General features: G+C 65.7%; 16 protein-coding genes. 8 read left to right on the forward strand and 8 right to left on the reverse strand.

What is annotated here, in order from left to right:
• The first annotated feature begins 25 nt into the window (after positions 1-25).
• Complete coding sequence (gene dnaE, locus ACWW36_RS22270) at positions 26-3586, forward strand: DNA polymerase III subunit alpha (RefSeq protein WP_456138134.1); 3561 nt, start codon at positions 26-28, stop codon at positions 3584-3586.
• Here the strand turns inward: dnaE and ACWW36_RS22275 are convergent.
• Complete coding sequence (locus ACWW36_RS22275) at positions 3583-4323, reverse strand: hypothetical protein (RefSeq protein WP_456138135.1); 741 nt, start codon at positions 4321-4323, stop codon at positions 3583-3585. The two genes, dnaE and ACWW36_RS22275, sit on opposite strands and share 4 nt — an antisense overlap.
• Before the next feature lie 29 nt (positions 4324-4352).
• On the opposite strand from ACWW36_RS22275, the gene ACWW36_RS22280 reads away from it, so the two are divergent.
• Complete coding sequence (locus ACWW36_RS22280; RefSeq protein ID WP_456138136.1) at positions 4353-4754, forward strand: SRPBCC family protein; 402 nt, start codon at positions 4353-4355, stop codon at positions 4752-4754.
• Here ACWW36_RS22280 and ACWW36_RS22285 read toward each other — a convergent pair.
• Positions 4751-4945, reverse strand: a complete 195-nt coding sequence (locus tag ACWW36_RS22285; protein WP_456138137.1) for a hypothetical protein — start codon at positions 4943-4945, stop codon at positions 4751-4753. The two genes, ACWW36_RS22280 and ACWW36_RS22285, sit on opposite strands and share 4 nt — an antisense overlap.
• Positions 4946-5033: 88 nt before the next feature.
• Between ACWW36_RS22285 and ACWW36_RS22290 the strand changes: the two genes are divergently transcribed.
• Together ACWW36_RS22290 and ilvA are read left to right on the forward strand one after the other, a co-directional pair.
• Complete coding sequence (locus ACWW36_RS22290; RefSeq protein WP_456138138.1) at positions 5034-5471, forward strand: nitroreductase family deazaflavin-dependent oxidoreductase; 438 nt, start codon at positions 5034-5036, stop codon at positions 5469-5471.
• 29 nt (positions 5472-5500) lie between these two features.
• The gene (gene ilvA, locus ACWW36_RS22295; RefSeq protein WP_456138139.1) at positions 5501-6781 is read left to right on the forward strand and encodes a threonine ammonia-lyase; all 1281 of its coding nucleotides are present in this window, start codon (positions 5501-5503) and stop codon (positions 6779-6781) included.
• Here the strand turns inward: ilvA and treZ are convergent.
• From treZ to ACWW36_RS22315, 4 genes are read right to left on the reverse strand one after another with little or no spacing between them, the layout of a single operon-like run.
• Positions 6778-8505: a malto-oligosyltrehalose trehalohydrolase gene (treZ, locus tag ACWW36_RS22300; RefSeq protein WP_456138140.1), complete on the reverse strand. Its 1728-nt coding sequence runs from the start codon at positions 8503-8505 to the stop codon at positions 6778-6780. The genes ilvA and treZ overlap by 4 nt on opposite strands.
• Positions 8498-10708, reverse strand: coding sequence for a malto-oligosyltrehalose synthase (treY, locus tag ACWW36_RS22305; RefSeq protein ID WP_456138141.1), 2211 nt, complete (start codon positions 10706-10708; stop codon positions 8498-8500). Before treY ends, treZ begins: the two co-directional genes overlap by 8 nt.
• A gap of 3 nt (positions 10709-10711) precedes the next feature.
• Positions 10712-12862 carry a glycogen debranching protein GlgX gene (gene glgX, locus ACWW36_RS22310; RefSeq protein WP_456138142.1) on the reverse strand — a complete coding sequence of 717 codons (2151 nt, stop codon included), beginning with the start codon at positions 12860-12862 and terminating at the stop codon, positions 10712-10714.
• Positions 12862-15039 carry an acyltransferase family protein gene (locus tag ACWW36_RS22315; RefSeq protein ID WP_456138143.1) on the reverse strand — a complete coding sequence of 726 codons (2178 nt, stop codon included), beginning with the start codon at positions 15037-15039 and terminating at the stop codon, positions 12862-12864. Before ACWW36_RS22315 ends, glgX begins: the two co-directional genes overlap by 1 nt.
• A gap of 91 nt (positions 15040-15130) precedes the next feature.
• On the opposite strand from ACWW36_RS22315, the gene ACWW36_RS22320 reads away from it, so the two are divergent.
• Genes ACWW36_RS22320 through ACWW36_RS22335 form a run of 4 tightly spaced genes read left to right on the forward strand, consistent with a single transcriptional unit; the run spans position 15131 to position 18796 of the window.
• Positions 15131-16423: an adenosylmethionine--8-amino-7-oxononanoate transaminase gene (locus ACWW36_RS22320; protein ID WP_456138144.1), complete on the forward strand. Its 1293-nt coding sequence runs from the start codon at positions 15131-15133 to the stop codon at positions 16421-16423.
• 50 nt (positions 16424-16473) lie between these two features.
• Complete coding sequence (locus ACWW36_RS22325; RefSeq protein ID WP_456138145.1) at positions 16474-17619, forward strand: 8-amino-7-oxononanoate synthase; 1146 nt, start codon at positions 16474-16476, stop codon at positions 17617-17619.
• On the forward strand, positions 17616-18287 hold the full coding sequence (bioD, locus tag ACWW36_RS22330) for a dethiobiotin synthase (RefSeq protein WP_456138146.1): 672 nt from the start codon (positions 17616-17618) through the stop codon (positions 18285-18287). The genes ACWW36_RS22325 and bioD overlap by 4 nt, the downstream gene beginning before the upstream one ends.
• Positions 18287-18796 carry a 2'-5' RNA ligase family protein gene (locus ACWW36_RS22335; RefSeq protein ID WP_456138147.1) on the forward strand — a complete coding sequence of 170 codons (510 nt, stop codon included), beginning with the start codon at positions 18287-18289 and terminating at the stop codon, positions 18794-18796. The genes bioD and ACWW36_RS22335 overlap by 1 nt, the downstream gene beginning before the upstream one ends.
• Here ACWW36_RS22335 and ACWW36_RS22340 read toward each other — a convergent pair.
• On the reverse strand, positions 18789-19124 hold the full coding sequence (locus tag ACWW36_RS22340) for an MmcQ/YjbR family DNA-binding protein (RefSeq protein WP_456138148.1): 336 nt from the start codon (positions 19122-19124) through the stop codon (positions 18789-18791). The two genes, ACWW36_RS22335 and ACWW36_RS22340, sit on opposite strands and share 8 nt — an antisense overlap.
• Positions 19125-19151: 27 nt before the next feature.
• Positions 19152-19766 (reverse strand): TetR family transcriptional regulator, encoded by a 615-nt coding sequence (locus ACWW36_RS22345; RefSeq protein ID WP_456138149.1) that lies wholly within the window; start codon positions 19764-19766, stop codon positions 19152-19154.
• Between the last annotated feature and the right edge of the window lie 13 nt (positions 19767-19779).

Consider the following 19779-nt stretch of genomic DNA (forward strand, 5'->3'; position numbering starts at 1 on the left):
TGAGCCGCCATAGACTGGCTGCCCTATGACAAGTCCGTCTGCTCTTCGCGCGAGCGCTCATCGGTCCTTCGTGCACCTGCATAACCACACCGAATATTCGATGCTGGACGGTGCCGCGAAGATCACGCCGATGCTCGCCGAGGCCCAGCGGCTGCAGATGCCGGCGATCGGAATGACCGACCACGGAAACATGTTCGGCGCCAGCGAGTTCTACAACAGCGCCACTGCAGTCGGCATAAAACCGATCATCGGCGTGGAGGCCTACATCGCGCCCGGCTCGCGCTTCGACACCAAACGGATCCTGTGGGGCGATCCGAACCAAAAGGGCGACGACGTTTCGGGCAGTGGTTCCTACACGCACTTGACGATGGTCGCGGAGAACGCGACCGGGCTGCGCAATCTGTTCAAGCTCTCGTCGATGGCGTCGTTCGAAGGCCAGCTCGGCAAGTGGTCCCGCATGGATGCCGAACTGATCGCCGAACACGCCGCAGGCATCATCGCCACCACCGGGTGCCCGTCCGGTGAGGTGCAGACCCGGCTTCGTCTCGGCCACGACCGCGAGGCACTGGAATCGGCAGCCAGATGGCGGGAGATCTTCGGCCCGGACAACTACTTCCTCGAGCTGATGGACCACGGGCTCGACATCGAGCGCCGGGTGCGCGAGGGTCTGCTCGAGATCGGCCGCAAGCTCGACATTCCACCCCTGGCCACCAACGACTGCCATTACGTCACCCGCGACGCCGCACACAACCACGAGGCGCTGCTGTGCGTGCAAACCGGCAAGACTCTGTCGGATCCCAACCGCTTCAAGTTCGACGGCGACGGCTACTACCTCAAGTCGGCCGCCGAGATGCGCGCGCTCTGGGACGACCAGATTGCCGGCGCCTGCGATTCGACGCTGCTGATCGCCGAACGGGTGCAGTCCTATGAAGACGTGTGGGCTCAGCGTGACCGGATGCCGATCTTCCCGGTTCCCGACGGCCACACGCAGGAGACGTGGCTGCGCCATGAGGTCGATGCCGGGCTGGCGCGCCGGTTCCCGTCCGGCGTGCCTCAGGAGTACGTCGACCGCGCCGCCTTCGAGATCGACGTCATCTGCGCCAAGGGATATCCGTCGTACTTCCTGATCGTGGCCGACCTGGTGGGCTATGCGCGCTCGGTCGACATCCGCGTCGGCCCTGGCCGCGGGTCGGCCGCGGGATCGTTGGTGGCCTATGCGTTGCGCATCACCGACATCGACCCGATCGAGCACGGGCTACTGTTCGAGCGCTTCCTGAACCCCGAGCGTGCGTCGATGCCCGATATCGACATCGACTTCGACGACCGTCGCCGCGGCGAGATGGTGCGCTATGCAGCAGACAAGTGGGGGCATGACCGCGTCGCGCAGGTGATCACCTTCGGCACGATCAAAACCAAAGCGGCACTGAAGGATTCGGCTCGTATTCACTACGGCCAACCCGGCTTCTCGATCGCCGACCGGATCACCAAGGCGCTGCCGCCGCCGATCATGGCCAAAGACATACCGCTGTCGGGGATCACCGATCCCAACCATGAGCGGTACAAGGAGGCCGCCGAGGTCCGCGGCCTGATCGACACCGATCCGGATGTGCGCACCATCTACGAGACCGCGCGCGGCCTCGAGGGGCTGATCCGCAACTCCGGTGTGCATGCGTGCGCGGTGATCATGAGCTCGGAGCCTCTGACCGAGGCGATTCCGCTGTGGAAGCGGCCCCAGGACGGCGCGATCATCACGGGCTGGGATTACCCGTCGTGTGAGGCCATCGGCCTGTTGAAGATGGACTTCCTCGGTCTGCGGAACCTGACGATCATCGGCGACGCGCTGGAGAACATCAAGGCCAACAGGGGGATTGAGCTCGACCTCGAGTCGGTGCCGCTCGACGACCCTGCGACATACGAGCTGTTGGGGCGTGGCGACACGCTCGGCGTGTTCCAGCTCGACGGCGGCCCGATGCGTGACCTGCTACGGCGGATGCAGCCGACCGGCTTCGAGGACGTCGTCGCTGTCATCGCGCTGTACCGGCCGGGGCCGATGGGCATGAACGCCCACAACGACTACGCCGACCGCAAGAACGGCAAGCAGGCGATCAAACCGATCCACCCCGAACTCGAGGAACCGCTGCGGGAGATCCTCGCCGAAACGTACGGCCTGATCGTCTATCAAGAGCAGATCATGCGCATCGCGCAGAAAGTTGCCGGGTACTCGCTGGCCCGAGCAGACATTCTGCGTAAAGCCATGGGCAAGAAGAAGCGTGAGGTGCTCGACAAGGAGTACGAGGGCTTCTCGGAAGGCATGAAAGCCAACGGCTTCTCGGCAGCGGCCATCAAGGCGTTGTGGGACACGGTGCTGCCGTTCGCCGATTACGCGTTCAACAAGTCCCACGCCGCCGGGTACGGCTTGGTGTCGTACTGGACGGGCTACCTCAAGGCCAACTATCCGGCCGAGTACATGGCAGGTCTGCTGACGTCGGTCGGCGACGACAAGGACAAGGCCGCGGTGTATCTGGCGGACTGCCGCAAGCTCGGCATCACCGTGCTGCCGCCGGACGTCAACGAGTCCGGCCTGAACTTCGCCTCGGTGGGCGAGGACATCCGCTACGGGCTCGGCGCGGTGCGCAACGTCGGAGCCAATGTCGTTGCGTCGCTGATCAACACGCGCACCGACAAGGGGAAGTTCATCGACTTCTCCGACTACCTCAACAAGATCGAGATAGGGCCCTGCAACAAGAAGGTCACCGAATCGCTGATCAAGGCGGGCGCGTTCGACTCCCTCGGCCATCCGCGCAAGGGTTTGTTCCTGATACACACCGACGCCGTCGACTCCGTGCTTGGCACCAAGAAGGCCGAGGCGATGGGGCAGTTCGATCTGTTCGGCGGCGCCGATACCGCCACCGATGCGGTGTTCACGATCAAGGTGCCCGACGAGGAGTGGGAGGACAAGCACAAGCTGGCTCTCGAGCGCGAGATGCTTGGCCTGTATGTGTCCGGGCATCCGCTCAACGGCGTCGCGCATCTGCTGGCCACCCAGGTGGACACCCAAATCCCCGCCATACTCGACGGTGACGTCGCCAATGAATCTCAAGTGGTGGTGGGCGGCATTCTCGCCTCGGTGAACCGGCGGGTGAACAAGAACGGATTGCCCTGGGCTTCAGCACAACTCGAGGACCTCACCGGTGGCATCGAGGTGTTGTTCTTCCCGCAGACGTACTCCGTGTACGGCGGGGAGATCGCCGACGACGCGGTCGTGCTTGTGAAGGCGAAGGTCGCAGCGCGCGACGACAGGATCGCGCTGATCGCCCACGAGCTTGTGGTGCCGGACTTTTCGCATGCCCAGGTGGATCGTCCGGTGGCGGTGAGCCTGCCCACGCGGCAGTGCACCGTCGACAAGGTCACCGCGTTGAAGCAGGTTCTGGCGCGGCACCCGGGCACGTCGCAGGTGCATCTACGGCTGATCAGTGGTGAGCGCATCACCACACTCGAGCTGGATGTCTCGCTGCGGGTGACGCCGTCGTCGGCGTTGATGGGCGACCTGAAGGCGCTGCTGGGCCCGGGCTGCTTGGGCGGCTAGCCCAAAACGTTTACCGCCCTTGCGATTACGAGCCCGGCAGTCGACAAGGCCACCAGGGCCTGTACGGCCATCATCGCCTTGGCCCATCGGGCCAGCGGCATGGTGTCGGTGGGGGAGAACGCCATCACGTTGGTGACGCTGACGTACAGGTAGTCGACAAAGGTTGGCCGCCAATCGGGTTTGGCCACTTTGGGATTGTCCATCTGCGGGAACATGAAGGCCGGATAGGCCTTTGCGCCTTGCAGCCGGGCGAACGGGCCGCCGCGATCCAGTTCCCAATACCAGATACCGAACACGATGGTGTTGGTGACGAAGATCGCCGCACCGCTACCGAGTAGCAATGCGGCGTCGTTGCTTACCTTCCCGGAGATGATGCGCGAATCGAGCACCACGGCCGACAACGTGTTGTCGACGGTGATCGCGGCCAGCAGCACATAGGAGGCGTACTTGCCCATGAGCGTCGGCCTGGACAAGCGCACTGGGTTGAGCACGACCAGCACCACCACCAGAAGGATCTCCATCGCGAGAAGCGGCCATCGCGGAACCAGCGTGTATCTCCTGGAGATCAACAGTTGCAGCGTGATCGCGACAATCAGGGCGGCCAAGACCGGCAGCCGGCTCTCCGGATTGCCAGGACGAAGCCATGACGGGATGTGCTGTTCGGCGCCCGACGCGATGCGTTCGGCCCGCTTCACGAACTCCTCGACCCCAGATGACGGTTCGGGTGTGGTGTCCATGTGCCCAGTGTGTGGGTCACGATGAAGAGATGGAGTCGCGACACGTCAGCATTTGGATCACAGCGGCACCCGAGGTGGTCTACGAGTTCGCCGCCGACCCACACGATTGGCCGCGCTGGGCGGCCGGCCTGGCCCAGGGTGGGCTGCGACAGACGGCCGACGGCTGGGTGGCCGATTCGCCGATGGGCCAAGTGACGGTCGAATTCGCCCCGCCGAACGAGTTCGGAGTCCTCGATCATGTCGTGCGGCTGCCGACAGGTGAGGCCGTGTACAACCCGCTGCGGGTGGTCCCCGGTGGTGTCGGGGAGGCGCAGTGCGAGGTCGTGTTCACGGTGCGACGGCGTGCCGGCATGACCGACGAGGAGTTGGAGGCCGACGTCGCAGCGGTACGGGCAGACCTCGAGACGCTCAGGAGGCTGCTGGAGGACTAGCGGCTCGACCGGAAGGCGCCGAGGCAGAGCCACACGATGGTGCCCGCGGCAGCCCCCGCGATCACGGCCGGCGCCGCACTGCCGGTCGCGATGCCCACGATCACCAGCACAAGGACACCGATCGCGAGCGCGAGCAGCTTGTACACCGGCCAGGGAACGCCGGCGATGCTGACTTCGTCGCGCACGGTCACAGAGTGACGATAACTCGCAGAACAGTTTTCGGGCAACCGAAACACTGGATCATACGGATCACATCGATAGCCGTTCTAAGCTGGTCACATGCCACTTTCCGGAGAATACGAACCGAGCACGTCCGACTGGGCCCGCGAGAACGCGGAGAAGTACATGGAGTCCGGCGGCACCGAAGGAACCGAGCTGCAGGGCAAGCCCGTGATCCTGCTGACCACCGTCGGCGCCAAGACCGGCAAGATCCGCAAGACCCCGCTGATGCGCGTCGAACACAACGGTGAATACGCTGTGGTGGCGTCGCTGGGCGGCGCGCCGAAGCACCCGGTCTGGTACCACAACATCAAGGCACACCCCCGCGTCGAGCTGCAGGACGGCCCGGTCGCCAAGGAGTACGAGGCCCGCGAGGTCGTCGGAGACGAGAAGGCGACGTGGTGGGAGCGCGCAGTCGAGGCGTGGCCCGACTACGCGAACTACCAGAAGAAGACCGACCGCCAGATCCCCGTGTTCGTCCTGACCCCGGTTTCCTGAAAACTGCAGGTTGGTGGCACCATTGACCGGTGTCCGCTGAACTGAGCCAGAGTCCTCGTACGTCGCCGCTGTCCGCGGCCGACATCGATGAGGCCGCTCAGCGAATTTCCGGCGTGGTTCTGCGCAGCCCGCTGCAGTTCAGCGAGCGGCTGTCTGAAACCACCGGAGCATCGGTCTATCTGAAGCGTGAAGACCTGCAGTCGGTGCGGTCGTACAAGCTGCGCGGCGCGCACAACTTGCTGATGCAGTTGTCCGACGACGAGATCGCCGCTGGGGTGGTCTGCTCGTCGGCAGGCAATCACGCTCAGGGTTTCGCGATGGCCTGCCGGTCGATGGGTGTCCACGGCCGGGTGTATGTGCCGGGCAAGACGCCGAAGCAGAAGCGCGACCGCATCCGCTACCACGGCCGCGAGTTCATCGAGTTGATCGTCGTCGGCAAGACATATGACGAGGCCGCGGCCGCCGCACTGGACGACGTCGCACGCACCGGCGCCACGCTGGTGCCGCCGTACGACGATCCGCGCACGATGGCGGGGCAGGGCACGATCGCCGCCGAGATCCTCGACCAGCTCGACGGGGAGCCGGACCTGGTGATCGTCCCGGTCGGTGGCGGCGGCTGCATCGCCGGCATCACGACATATCTGGCCGAGCGGACGACGAACACCGCTGTCCTCGGCATCGAACCGGCCGGGGCCGCGGCGATGATCGCAGCGCTGGCAGCGGGGGAGCCGGTCACCCTCGATCACGTCGATCAGTTCGTCGACGGCGCCGCGGTGAACCGCGCGGGCACGCTCACCTACGCGGCATTGGCCGCGGCGGGGGACATGGTGTCGATCACCACAGTCGACGAGGGCGCGGTGTGCACCGCGATGCTCGACCTGTACCAGAACGACGGCATCATCGCCGAGCCGGCAGGCGCGCTGTCGGTGGCCGGTCTGATGGAAGCCGACATCGAGCCGGGATCCACCGTCGTATGCGTGATTTCCGGTGGGAACAACGATGTTTCGCGTTACAACGAGGTGCTCGAGCGCTCGTTGGTGCATCTGGGCCTCAAGCACTATTTCCTGGTGGACTTCCCGCAGGAGCCGGGCGCGCTGCGCCGTTTCCTGGACACGGTGCTTGGGCCGGGCGACGACATCACGTTGTTCGAATACGTCAAACGCAACAACCGGGAAACCGGTGAGGCCCTTGTCGGTATCGAATTGAGTTCGGCCGCCGACCTCGAGGGACTGCTCGAGCGGATGAAGCAGTCCGACATCCACGTCGAGACGCTGGAGCCCGGCTCACCGGCGTATCGCTACCTGCTCTAGGCGGTCATCCGAAGCACGGCGAAGGAATGCCCATCCAGCCGAGTGGTTCTCGCTTCGACGGCCGGCTCGCCCCACGCCATCACGACCTCACCGGTGACGGGAACGTCGACCTCTTCGGCGCCGAGATTGCATGCGATCGCGAGTGATCCACGGTACATGACGATCCAGCGCTGGTTCTCGTCGTAGTCGACGCGCAGATGATCGAGCCGCGCGTCGGCCATATCGGGTTCGTTGTGCCGCAACGCGATCAGCTCTCGGTAGATCTGCCGCAGCCGGCCGTGGTCGCCGTCGTCGACCTCATCCCAGTTGAGCTTGGACCGTTCGAAGGTCGCCGGATCCTGAGGATCGGGTATCGCGTCGGCGTCCCAGCCGTGTTCGGCGAATTCCCGCTTGCGTCCCTCCGCGGTGGCCCTCGCGAGTTCCGGTTCCGGATGACTGCTGAAGAACTGGAACGGCGACGACGAGCCCCATTCCTCGCCCATGAAAAGCATTGCCGTATACGGCGACCCGAGCGCCAACGCCGCCTTGACCGCCAACTGCCCGAACGTCAAATTCTGCGACGGCCGGTCGCCGACTGCGCGGTTGCCCACCTGATCGTGTGTGAGCGTGTACGCCAGCAGCCGAGTGGCAGGAATCGTCGCCGTGTCCAGGGGCCGGCCGTGCCGCCGGTGGCGAAACGACGAATACGTTCCGGCGTGGAAGTAGCCGTGCTTCAGCGTTGTCGCCAGCGTCTCCACCGAGCCGAAGTCGCCGTAATAGCCTTGTCTTTCCCCTGAGACCGCGGCATGGATCGCGTGGTGGATGTCGTCGTCCCACTGCGCGGTCATGCCGTAACCGCCACCGTCGCGCGGGGTGATCAGCCGCGGATCGTTGCGGTCGCTTTCGGCGATCAGCGACAGCGGCCGGCCCACTTCTTGGGCCAGCGCGTCGGTTTCGGCGGCCAGCTCCTCGAGGATGTGTATGGCTGTGGTGTCGACCAACGCATGTACGGCGTCGAGCCGAAGCCCGTCGGCGTGGAAGTCGCGCATCCAGCGCAGCGCGCAGTCGATGATGTAGCGGCGCACCTCGTCGGCGTCCGCGTCGGCGATATTGATCGATTCGCCCCACGGGTTGCTTCCCGACGACAGGTACGGCCCGAAGCGCGGCAGGTAATTGCCCGACGGGCCAAGGTGATTGAACACCGCGTCGATCAACACACCGAGGCCGCGGCGGTGGCAAGCATCGACCAGACGGATCAGACCGTCGGGCCCTCCATAGGGCTCGTGTACGGCGTACCAGAGCACGCCGTCGTAACCCCACCCATGCGTGCCGCCGAACGCGTTGACCGGCATCAACTCGACGAAGTCGACGCCGAGATCGACCAGATAGTCCAGCTTTCCGATCGCCGAATCAAACGTGCCGTCCGCAGTGAACGTGCCGACGTGTAGTTCGTAGATGACGCGGCCTTCGATCGAGCGGCCCGGCCAGTCGCCGTCGGTCCACGCGTCGGGTGCTGGTTGCCAGAGCTGTGAACGTTCATGCACACCGTCGGGCTGTCGCGGCGAGCGCGGGTCGGGCAGCACTTTCGGGTCGTCGTCGAGCACAAACCCGTAGCGCGCGTCGGGGCCGGCGTCGACCTCGGCCCGCCACCAGCCGGCGTCGTCGCGCTCCATCGGGTACAGCGCTCCGTCGATGTCGAGCTGAACCCGCTGCGGCCGCGGCGCCCACACGGCGAAATCAGTCATCGTGTCGCACCAGCAGTGCCACCGGCAGATCCGCGAACAACTCGACGGCCAGCACCCTGCCGCTGAACCGGCCGCCGCTGATCCGGTCCGTCCAGGTGCCGTCGGGCAGCTCCACAGCGGTGTCGCCCCAACCGTTTTCGGAAAGACGCACGGTGTGGCGGCTCACCGCGGTCAGCACATCGTCGCCACGTACGAACGCCACCAGATGTTCCGAGGCGGGACCCTCTGCCAGCACGGGCGTGTAGCCGCCATCGGTGAAGCTGGCGGCACGGTCGCGCCGTAGCCGCAAAGCGGCGGCCACCACCCTGAGCTTCGGGTGGTTCATGGTGCTCAACGCTTCACGACGCGCGTCATAGTCGACGGGTCTCCGGTTATCCGGGTCCACCAAACTGTCCTCGAACAGCTCGGTGCCCTGATACACGTCCGGCACACCGGGCACGGTGAGCGCCAACAGTTTCTGGGCAAGAACATCGCTACGGGCGTGAAGGTCGAGGCGACTGAGCAGCCCAGTCAGCTCGGTACCCACCGGTCCGTCGATGACCGCATCGATCCAAGTGTGCACCGACGCTTCGAATTCGCCATCGGGGTCGTGCCACGACGTCTGGGTAGCCGCCTCGCGAATCGCCTTCTCGGCGTATGCGTGTATGCGTTTCCGGAGCTCATCCGTTACCTTGCCGTCGGCAGGCCAGACCCCGAACATGTTCTGCAAGAGGAAGAGTCCGGTTCCCGGGTCGGGCGGCGCGGTGCGCTGCTGCCAGGCGTCGACGTACTGCGCCCACAGGGAAGGCACCTGCGAGAGGACTCCGATGCGGGCGCGCACATCCTCGCCACGTTTGGTGTCGTGCGTGGTCAGGGCGACCATTGCGTGCGGCCACAGCCGTGCCCGCGTGGCGGCCCGCTCGTGAAACTCCGCGATGCTGACGCCAAATCGGTGCGGCTCGCCGCCGACCTCGTTGAGTGAGACCAGCCGAGCGTCGCGATAGAACAGGCAGTCCTCCATCGATTTGGCGGTCGCCGCGCCGCAGAGTTGCTGTACGCGTACCGTCGCCGCAGTGCTGGTGGCCAGCGCCGTCGAAACGATTGCCAGTGGCTTGCCCAATTCGGGTCGGGCAGCGGCTGTTTCGGCCATCGCCTCGGGCAGCACCAGCGGCAGCGACCGATAGTCCGAGCGGTAGACGGGAATCCTGCTGACCAGCTCGGCGACCGCTGTGGGCAGGTCGGCGTGGTCGACGCCTGTCGATGCGACGATGGTTCGGCATACCCGGGCCAGTTCACTGCCGAGGGTGTCGGTGACGGCATTTGTCTTGAGTTTGCGTGCCGTCTCTGGCATCTCGTCGTATGAGATGCCGGTCGATTCGAACAATGCGGTCAGCGGGCCGGCGCCGGCAGGGTCGAGCAGTACCCCGCCGACTTCGCGCAGTGCGTCGTAGCCGGTGGTGCCCGCCACGGGCAGCGTCGGCTCCAACGGTTCGTCGACCGCGAGGATCTTCTCGATGACGATCCATGCCTGCTGGCCGACGGTTTCTCGCAGCCACACCAGATAGCCTGCGGGATCGGATAATCCGTCCGGGTGGTCGATGCGGACGCCGTCGACCAGTCCCTCGTCGAACCAGCGCTTGACCTCCACGTGCGTGGCGTCGAACACGGCGCGGTCCTCTTGCCGCAGTCCGGCAAGCGAGGTGATCGAGAAGAACCGCCGGTAGCCGCACACACCATGACGCCATCCGGTCAGTCGCACGTTCGAACTGTCGGCGGGGTAACCGGGCGGGGCTTCGTCGTCGTCGGAACCCAAGACCGGCAACACGATTCGGCCTTCCGGGTCGAGTTCCCAGTCGATGTCGAAATAGCTGGCATACGGCGACGAGCGGCCGTGTTCCAACACATCCCGCCACCATCGGTTCTGTTCGGGCTTGTCGACGCCGAGATGGTTGGGGACGATGTCGACGATCAAACCCATGCCGCGCGCCCGCGCCGCCGCGGACACCCGGGCGAGACCCTCCGGTCCGCCGAGGGCCGCCGACACCGTCGTCGGGTCGGTGACGTCGTAGCCGTGCGTGGACCCCTCGACAGCGGTCAGGATCGGCGACAGATACAAATGCGACACGCCGAGGTCGGCGAGGTAGTCGAGCTGATTCTCGGCGTCGGCGAAGGTGAAGCAATCGCCACGCATCTGCAGCCGATACGTCGACAGAGGAAAAGCCATGCGTCAGGCGGTCTTACGCAGCACAAGAAACGACCGTGCCTGCATTGAGATCTTCTCTCCCGCACGAACTACGAGGTCGCTCGCCCCGGTCGGGTCGGCGGTGTCCAGCGCCGCCGTCCACTCCTTGGCGTAGTCCATTTCCGGGATGACGAAGTCGAGAGCCTGATCGTGCGCGTTGAAGCAGAGCAGGAACGAGTCGTCGGCGACGCGCTCGCCGCGGGCGTTGGGCTCGGGGATCGCGTCACCATTGAGGAACACCGCGATGCTCTTGCCGAACGCCGCGCCCCAATCTTCTGGCGTCATCTCCTTACCGGCGGTGGTCAGCCACGCGATGTCGCGCACCTGTTCACCGCTGCGGATCGGGGTGCCGTCGAAGAACCGCCGCCTGCGAAACACCGGATGGCTCTTGCGCAACTGGGTGACCTTGCGCGTGAACGTCAGCAGGTCTGCGTTCTTCTCACACAGCGCCCAGTCCATCCACGACAGCTCGGAGTCCTGGCAGTAGACGTTGTTGTTGCCCCGCTGGGTGCGTCCGATCTCGTCGCCATGCGAGATCATCGGCGTGCCCTGCGACAACATCAGCGTCGCCACGATGTTGCGCATCTGGCGGGCACGCAGCTTGAGCACGTCCGCCTTACGGGTGGGCCCTTCGACTCCGCAGTTCCACGACCGGTTGTGGCTTTCGCCGTCGCGGTTGTCCTCGCCGTTGGCCTCGTTGTGCTTCTCGTTGTAGGAGACCAGGTCATTGAGCGTGAAGCCGTCGTGACAGGTGACGAAGTTGATGCTCGCGCCGGGACGCCGCCCGGTGGCCTCATATAGGTCCGACGAACCGGTCAACCGGCAGGCGAACTCACCCAGTGTTGCGGGTTCTCCCCGCCAGTAATCGCGCACAGTGTCGCGATACTTCCCGTTCCATTCGGTCCACAAACCTGGGAAATTGCCGACCTGGTATCCGCCCTCGCCGACGTCCCACGGTTCGGCGATCAGCTTGACCTGGCTCACGACCGGGTCCTGCTGCACCAGGTCGAAAAACGCGCTCAATCGGTCGACATCGTAGAACTCGCGGGCCAGCGCGGCGGCCAGGTCGAAGCGGAACCCGTCGACGTGCATCTCCAGCACCCAGTACCGCAGCGAGTCCATGATCAGCTGCAACGTATGCGGCATCCGCGCGTTGAGGCTGTTGCCGGTGCCGGTGAAGTCCTTGTAGAGGCGCAGATCACCGTCGAGCAGCCGGTAATAGGCGGCGTTGTCGATGCCGCGGAAGTTGATGGTCGGACCGAGGTGGTTGCCCTCGGCCGTGTGGTTGTAGACCACGTCGAGGATCACCTCGATCCCGGCCTCGTGAAATGACCTGACCATGGTCTTGAACTCGGCTACCGCGCCGCCGGCGTGCCGGTTGGCGGCGTACTGGTAGTGCGGTGCGAAGAAGCCAAAAGTGTTGTAGCCCCAGTAATTTCGCAAACCCAGATCTAGCAGCCGGTGATCGTGCATGAACTGGTGCACCGGCATCAGCTCGATCGCGGTGACGTTGAGCGACTTGAGGTGGTCGATGATCGCCGGATGCCCCAGGCCGGCGTAGGTGCCGCGCAGTTCCTCGGGGATGCCCGGATGCGTCTGTGTCATGCCCTTGACGTGGGCTTCGTAAATGATCGTCTCGTGGTACGGCGTGCGTGGCGCGCGGTCGGACGCCCACTGGAAGAACGGGTTGATCACGACGCTGGTCATCGTGTGGCCCAGCGAGTCCAATCGTGGCGGCGTGCCGCCGGATGCGAGGTCGTCGGCCTTCAGGTCGTATGAGAACAGCGCCTGGCTGAAGTCGAACTCGCCGTGGAAGGACTTGCCGTACGGGTCGAGCAGCAGCTTGCTCGGATCGCAGCGGTGCCCCGCCGCAGGGTCCCACGGCCCGTACACGCGGAAGCCGTACCGCTGGCCGGGTGTGACGGTCGGCAGGTAGCAGTGCCAGACGTAGCCGTCGACCTCTTCGAGGTTGATCCGATCCTCGCGGCCGTCCTTGGCGATCAGGCACAGCTCGACGCGCTCGGCCACCTCGGAGAACAGCGAGAAGTTGGTACCGGCGCCGTCATACGTGGCGCCAAGGGGATAACTGCTGCCCGGCCAGATCGTGGGGACCGAGGCGGGTTCGGCGGAGGCCATCAGCCAACCCACCAGCCAGTGGCCGCGCCGATCTGGCGCCCGAGCTCGCCCGCCATCGTGCGCATGTATGTGGTTGAGATGTGGTGGGCGTCGCGATATAGCAACACGTTTCCCTCCACGGCGCGGCAGATGTCCTTGCGGCACACTGCATCACTCATGTCGAGCGGCTTCAGCAGCGGAAACTGCCCGACGAAATCCAGTGTTTGGTTGTGATCCGACAGTACGTCGGATCGCTTGATCCCGCAGGAGATCGCGTCTCCGCCACTGGCGAGGCAATCGGCGGGGAAGTAGGGCTGTCCGTTACGCACCATCCACGGGGTGTCGCGCATCGCCAAGATCGGGATGTTGTTGTCCGACAACGTCTGCCAGATTCCAATGTAGGTCGAGGGCATCACATCGCCGGGCTTGATGTTCCACGGGCGGGTTGATGTGGTGAACACGAAATCAGGGTGGTCGGCGATCAGTTCGCGCATAACCCGTTGGTTCCACTCGTGGCAGCCCGGATAGGGACGAAGGTCGCCCATCACCAACGGCACTTCCTCGGTGGTCAGGGGACAACCCATCTTCATGTAGGTCACGACCTTGAAGTGGTGCAACCGGCCAAGGAGATCGAGTGCGGTGATCCAATGTTCGGCGTGCGACCCGCCGGCCAGGGCAATCGTCCTGGTGGCCGACTTGTCGCCAAAGGTGCAGTTGATCACGTCGACGTTGTCGAAATCGCTGATGCAGCCGTCGGTAGTGGTTTGCGGTAGGTCCTTCTGTGCCTCCAGTACCGTCGGGCGCATAGGGAGCTTGGGCACCTTGGCGTTGTTGAGCAGCGCACGCGCACCTGGATAGTCCTGTGGCGAAAGTCCTGATAGCTCTTTACCATTCGCGCGTTGCACGGTGACGTGTTCGCGCCAGGTGAACGACGTCGCGGTCAGCGCCACACCGAGCAGGACGACCGTCGAGCCGAGCACGATCGTCGGCCGGCGCAGCCGCTCCCACAGCGGCAAGATGGGGGTGATCGTCTCGGGTGCGCGATACCGCAGCGGGTTCTCGACGTAGCGCGTCGTCAGCCATGCCAGCACACCGGAGGCCAGAAGCACCGCAGCGCCTTCGATGAAGTTCACGCGCGGCTTGCCGGTGTGGGACAGCCAGAAGATCAGCAGCGGCCAATGCCACAGATACAGCGAGTACGCCATCGCGCCGAGCGACACGAACGGCGCGGCGGCCAACAGCCGGTTCGGTGCGGGCAGCCGGCCACCCGTATGAGGATCGGCCAGCCGGTTCGCCGCCGACAGGATCAGCAGCATGGTGGCGCCCACCGGGACCAACGCCCACGGGCCGGGGAACTCCTTGACGCCGTCGATCAGCGCGCCGCACGACAGGATGGCGCCCAGCCCGACGACCGCCATCGTCGTCCGGAGCCACATCGGCGAGCGGATATACGGCACGACCGCCCCGACGAGCGCACCAAGCAGCAGCTCCCATGCACGGGCGAAGCTGTTGTAGTACGCGGTCGCCTGGTCGGCATTGTGAGCAAATATCGCGTAGATGAACGAGGCGATGGTCAGCGCGCTCAGCAACACCACGAATGAAATCCGCATGTACTTGCGGCCGCGCCGGCGCAACATGTAGGCGAACGAGAAGATCAATGCCAGGAAGGCGATATAGAACTGGCCCTGCACCGACATCGACCAGATGTGCTGCAGCGGACTGACCGCCTCACCGGCACGAAGGTAGTCCGACGCGGTGTTCGCAAGTTCCCAGTTCTGGAAGTAAGCGAGGCTTGCCAGGCTCTGGTCAGCAAATGTCTCCCAGCGCGTCTCCGGCTGGATCATGATGGTCATCAACGCCGAGGCGGCGAGCACGACGACGAGCGCGGGCAACAGCCGGCGAACCAATCGGACGACCTCGGGAACCGGCCACAGCGATGCGCCGGGGGTCAGTGCGGTGCGCAGCAGACGCCCGCCGAAGAAGAAGCCCGACAACGCGAGGAAGACGTCGACCCCACCCGAGACGCGGCCAAACCACACGTGAAAGACCGCGACGAGGGCGATGGCGATGCCACGCAGCCCGTCGAGATCATGGCGGTAGAACCCGGACCCACGCGCTCCCCAAGCCGAATTTGCGGCGCGTGAGGCGAGACCCGGATCGGTCACTGGCGCCGGCCGGGTAGGGGCAAGGGTCATCATGGTCGACGGTAAATCTACCGAAGAACCCTTGCGGCCTCATGTCGCGGCCGAAGCATCGGAGCCGCTGAGCAAAGGATTAGGCTGCCGTTTCATGTCCGCGTTGACGCCTGAGGAGATCAGCGCGATCGACGCTGCCCATGTCTGGCACCCCTACAGCACTATCGGCGCCGAGGCGATGCCTGCGGTCGTCGCGGTGGGTGCGCGCGGGGCGTGGCTGACGGTGATCAACGACGGGCGGCCCGTCGAGGTGCTCGACGCGATGAGTTCGTGGTGGACCGCGATTCACGGGCACGCCCACCCGGTGCTCGACGCGGCGATCGGCAAGCAGCTCGCGACGATGAACCACGTCATGTTCGGCGGGCTGACGCACGAACCCGCAGCGCGGCTGGCGCAATTGCTGGTTGAGCTGACGCCCGACGGCCTGGACACGGTGTTCTTCAGCGACTCCGGGTCGGTGTCGGTAGAGGTGGCCGTCAAGATGGCGCTGCAGTACTGGCGCAGCATCGGCCGTCGCGACAAGCACCGGCTGATGACGTGGCGCGGCGGCTACCACGGCGATACGTTCACACCGATGAGCGTGTGCGACCCCGATGGCGGCATGCACTCGCTGTGGACCGACGTGCTGGCTCACCAGGAGTTCGCGCCGCAGGTCCCGTCGGACTACGACGCTGCGTACAGCGAGGCGTTCGAAAAGCAGCTGGCCGAACACGCCGACGAGCTGGCCGCTGTCATCGTCGAGCCGGTGGTACAGGGCGCGGGCGGGATGCGGTTTCACGATCCGCGCTACCTCGTCGATCTGCGGCAGGCGTGCGACCGGCGTGGCGTGCTGCTGATCTTCGACGAGATCGCCACCGGGTTCGGGCGCACCGGCGAGCTGTTCGCCGCCGATCACGCCGGCGTCAGCCCGGACATCATGTGTGTGGGCAAGGCATTGACGGGCGGCTACATCACCCTGGCCGCGACGCTGTGCAGCCGCGAGATCGCACAGACGATCAGCACCCATGAGCCTGGCGCGCTGATGCACGGCCCGACGTTCATGGCCAACGCGCTGGCGTGTGCAGTGGGCGTGGCCTCCGTCGAGGTGCTGCTCGCCGATGACTGGCGCTCTGCGGTGCGCGGCATCGAAGCGGGGTTGCGTTCCGGGCTGGCCCCGGCCGCGACGCTGCCGGGTGTGGCGGACGTCCGCGTGCTCGGCGCGATCGGCGTGATCGAGATGGACCGGCCTGTCGATCTGCGGGTGGCGACGCCAGCGGCGCTGGAGCACGGCGTTTGGGTGCGGCCGTTCCGCAATCTCATCTACGCGATGCCGCCGTATATCTGCGGGCCCGACGAGGTGGGGCAGATCACCTCGGCGATGGTGGGCGTCGCGCGTGCGCTAACCTGAACACCGTTCAATTGTCGGCTCGGCCGACGTGTTCAAGTCAGGAGTTTCAGGTGACACGCACGGGTCTTTCCCCGCTGGCCTGGCTCGACGAGGTCGAGCAGCGGCGGCGTGCCGCTGGTTTGCGCCGATCGCTGCGCACCCGTCGGCCCGTCGGCGCGGAACTGGACCTGGCGTCCAACGACTACCTCGGGCTCTCGCAGCACCCGTCGGTGATCGACGGTGGCGTCGATGCGCTGCGCACGTGGGGCGCAGGCTCGACCGGGTCACGACTCGTCACCGGCAACACCGAACTGCACGAGGTCTTCGAAACCGCACTCGCCGATTTCGTCGGCGCCGAGTCGGCGTTGGTGTTCTCGTCGGGATACACCGCGAACCTGGGCGCGGTGGTGTCGCTGTCGGGGCCAGGGTCGCTACTGGTGTCGGACGCGCTGACCCATGCGTCCTTGGTCGACGCCTGCCGGTTGTCGCGCGCCCGGGTGGTGGTGACGCCGCACCGCGACGTCTCCGCCGTCGAAGCCGCGCTGGCCGCCCGCGACGAGGAACGTGCCGTCGTGGTGACGGACTCGGTGTTCTCCGCCGACGGCGTGTTGGCGCCGTTGCGGTCGCTACACGAGGTGTGCCGTCGGCACGAGGCACTGCTGATCGTCGACGAGGCCCACGGTCTTGGCGTGCGCGGCGGCGGTGGGCGCGGCCTGCTGCACGAGGTGGGCTTGGCCGGCGCCCCCGACGTGGTGATGACGACGACGCTGTCCAAGGCGCTCGGCAGCCAGGGCGGCGTCGTGCTGGGACCGGCGGCGGTTCGCGACCACCTGATCGACACGGCGCGACCGTTCATCTTCGACACCGGGCTGGCTCCGGCGGCGGTCGGCGCCGCGCTGGCCGCGTTGGGCGTGCTGATCGACGAGCCGTGGCGCGCGCACGCGGTGCTGAAACATGCTGCAGCGCTGGCCGATACATGCGGGGTTGAGCAGCGTCCGGAGTCCGCGGTGGTGTCGGTGATCCTCGGCGAGCCTGACGTCGCCTTCAACGCCGCGGTGGCCTGCCTGGACCGCGGCGTGCGGGTCGGCTGCTTCCGCCCGCCGACGGTGCCTGCCGGCACGTCGCGCTTGCGGTTGACGGCGCGGGCGTCGCTATCTGACGACGAGATGGCGTTGGCCGGTGAGGTACTCACCGAAGTGCTGTCGTCGCGCCAGTGAGCGTTCTGGTCGTCACCGGCACCGACACCGGGGTCGGCAAGACGGTGGCCACCGCGGCTCTTGCCTGTTGTGCCCGGCTGGCAGGTATCGACGTCGCGGTGTGCAAACCGGTGCAGACGGGCAGCCCTCGCGATGACGACCTCGCCGACGTCGGGCGGCTGTCCGGGGTGACGGCGCTGTATGGAGCATGGCGTTATCCCGAGCCGCTGGCGCCTGCCGCGGCCGCCGAACGCGCAGGAATGGCACTGCCATCGGGTGACGAGCTGGTGGGGTCGGTCCGTGGCGTCGATGCGGAACTGACTTTGGTGGAGGGCGCCGGCGGGCTGCTCGTCGAACTGGGAGACGGCGGGGTGACGTTGCGTGATGTGGCCCGCGAGCTGTCGGCGCCGGTGCTCATCGTCGTCGCACCGGGACTGGGCACGCTGAATCACACCGCGCTGACGCTGGAAGCTCTTGCGGCACAGAATGTTCCGTGTGCAGGATTGGTAGTTGGTTCATGGCCATCCGAGCCGGGGGTCGCAGAGTTGGGCAACCGTGACGTGTTGGCGCGACTGGCGCCCGTGCGAGCAGTGCTGCCCGCGGGCGCGGGTGGGATGAGCGTTGGCGAGTTCGAGTCGATGAGCGTATCGGCGCTCGACCCGGGCTGGGTCAAGAGCCTGGCGGGCTGATGGTCCATTCCGTCGAGCTGGTCTTCGACCCGGACACCGAGGCGGCGATCCGACATATCTGGGATGGATTGCGCGACGCCGGAATTCCGAGTCAGGCACCAGCCGGCAGGCCGCACGTCACGCTGACGGTGGCCGAGCGCATCGATGCCACGGTGGATGCGTTGCTTGTGCCGCTGGGTGATCGATTCCCATTGGGATGTGTGGTCGGTGCGCCGCTGCTGTTCGGCCGGTCGCAGTTGATTCTGACGCGGTTGATCGTCCCTACGGTCGATCTGCTGGCGATTCACGCCGACGTGTACCGGCTCTGCCTGCCGCATCTACAGCCGAGCCCGATGGCCAACTCCCAGCCCGGCCACTGGACAGGGCACACGACGCTGGCCCGTCGCGTGGGCGGCCATCAACTCGGCCGAGCGCTGCGGATCGCGGGGAGACCGTCCGAGATCGAGGGCAGCTTCGTCGGGTTGCGCCGCTGGGATGGCGGAGCCAAGCGGGAATACCCGATCAGTTGACCAGTGCCGCAACCTTTTTCGGCACACACATTCGCCAGGCGTCGATCACCAGCTCGCGAACTTCCTCGAGGTCGATCGCGTCGAGCCGCACGTGAATCCAGTTGTATCTCATGTCTGACTTGCGGGGCAGCGTGAACTTGTCGGGCTCGGCGGCCACCATCGCCTCCCGCTCTTCCTTGGGGAAGCCGACGCCCATCACGGTCTCGTCGCGGGAGAACGCGACGAAGACGATCTGCCCGACCCGGAACTTGATCTGGTCGCGCACCACGACCTCGTAAGCCCTTGGCAGTGGCGCAACGATTTGCCGCACGTCGTCGACGGTGATCACGTAAAGATCCTCGCGCCGAATGTGAGCTTATGTGCGAGATTGCGGCCGTTCTTCGAACACAAGCTCACGTTCGGCACGGCTGTGGGCGGTGATGCCGTCGACGAGCAAGTCGACACCGAAGCGGAACCTGGCATTGGCGTCGTCGTCGATCGCCGATTGGCCGGCGGGCAGTTCGGCGCCTGCCGCGTCCCACTGCAGCCGCGACTGCTCGTCGGCGGTGAAACCGAGCACGTAATAGATAACCGTGCGGGCGGCCAGCTCGGCGTGTTCGGCGTCGACCCCAGCATCGGCGGCCGCGTCTGTCAGCCGCGCCAGGATCTCTGCAGCGGCCTTGGACTGCCCGGCCGCGAAGCTAGCCGACACCAGCTCGGCGCCGTCGGTGTGCGAAAGCAGCGCGTCACGCAGCCGCCCGCCGATCTCCGCCACACGATCGCGCCAGTCACCGGACACGTCTTTGACGGACTCCAGGATGCGGTCTGCGACCGCCCCGAGCAGCTCTTGCTTGTTGGCGAAATGCCAGTACAGCGCCCCGGGGCTGATATCGAGCTCGCGAGCCAGACGCCGCATCGTCAGGTCGGCGATCCCGTAGTTGTCCAGCAGCGTCGTCGCTGCCTCGACCACGTCCCGTTTGTGGAGCTGCACACCGGTACCCTAA

It is taken from the genome of Mycobacterium sp. MMS18-G62, from assembly GCF_053877835.1.

What these genes read in the sequence shown, in the direction of transcription:
- dnaE (WP_456138134.1), top strand. Translation starts at nt 26, where the DNA reads ATGACAAGTCCGTCTGCTCTTCGCGCGAGCGCTCATCGGTCCTTCGTG.
- ACWW36_RS22275 (WP_456138135.1), bottom strand. Translation starts at nt 4,323, where the DNA reads ATGGACACCACACCCGAACCGTCATCTGGGGTCGAGGAGTTCGTGAAG.
- ACWW36_RS22280 (WP_456138136.1), top strand. Translation starts at nt 4,353, where the DNA reads ATGGAGTCGCGACACGTCAGCATTTGGATCACAGCGGCACCCGAGGTG.
- ACWW36_RS22290 (WP_456138138.1), top strand. Translation starts at nt 5,034, where the DNA reads ATGCCACTTTCCGGAGAATACGAACCGAGCACGTCCGACTGGGCCCGC.
- treZ (WP_456138140.1), bottom strand. Translation starts at nt 8,505, where the DNA reads ATGACTGATTTCGCCGTGTGGGCGCCGCGGCCGCAGCGGGTTCAGCTC.
- treY (WP_456138141.1), bottom strand. Translation starts at nt 10,708, where the DNA reads ATGGCTTTTCCTCTGTCGACGTATCGGCTGCAGATGCGTGGCGATTGC.
- glgX (WP_456138142.1), bottom strand. Translation starts at nt 12,862, where the DNA reads ATGGCCTCCGCCGAACCCGCCTCGGTCCCCACGATCTGGCCGGGCAGC.
- ACWW36_RS22315 (WP_456138143.1), bottom strand. Translation starts at nt 15,039, where the DNA reads ATGATGACCCTTGCCCCTACCCGGCCGGCGCCAGTGACCGATCCGGGT.
- ACWW36_RS22320 (WP_456138144.1), top strand. Translation starts at nt 15,131, where the DNA reads ATGTCCGCGTTGACGCCTGAGGAGATCAGCGCGATCGACGCTGCCCAT.
- ACWW36_RS22335 (WP_456138147.1), top strand. Translation starts at nt 18,287, where the DNA reads ATGGTCCATTCCGTCGAGCTGGTCTTCGACCCGGACACCGAGGCGGCG.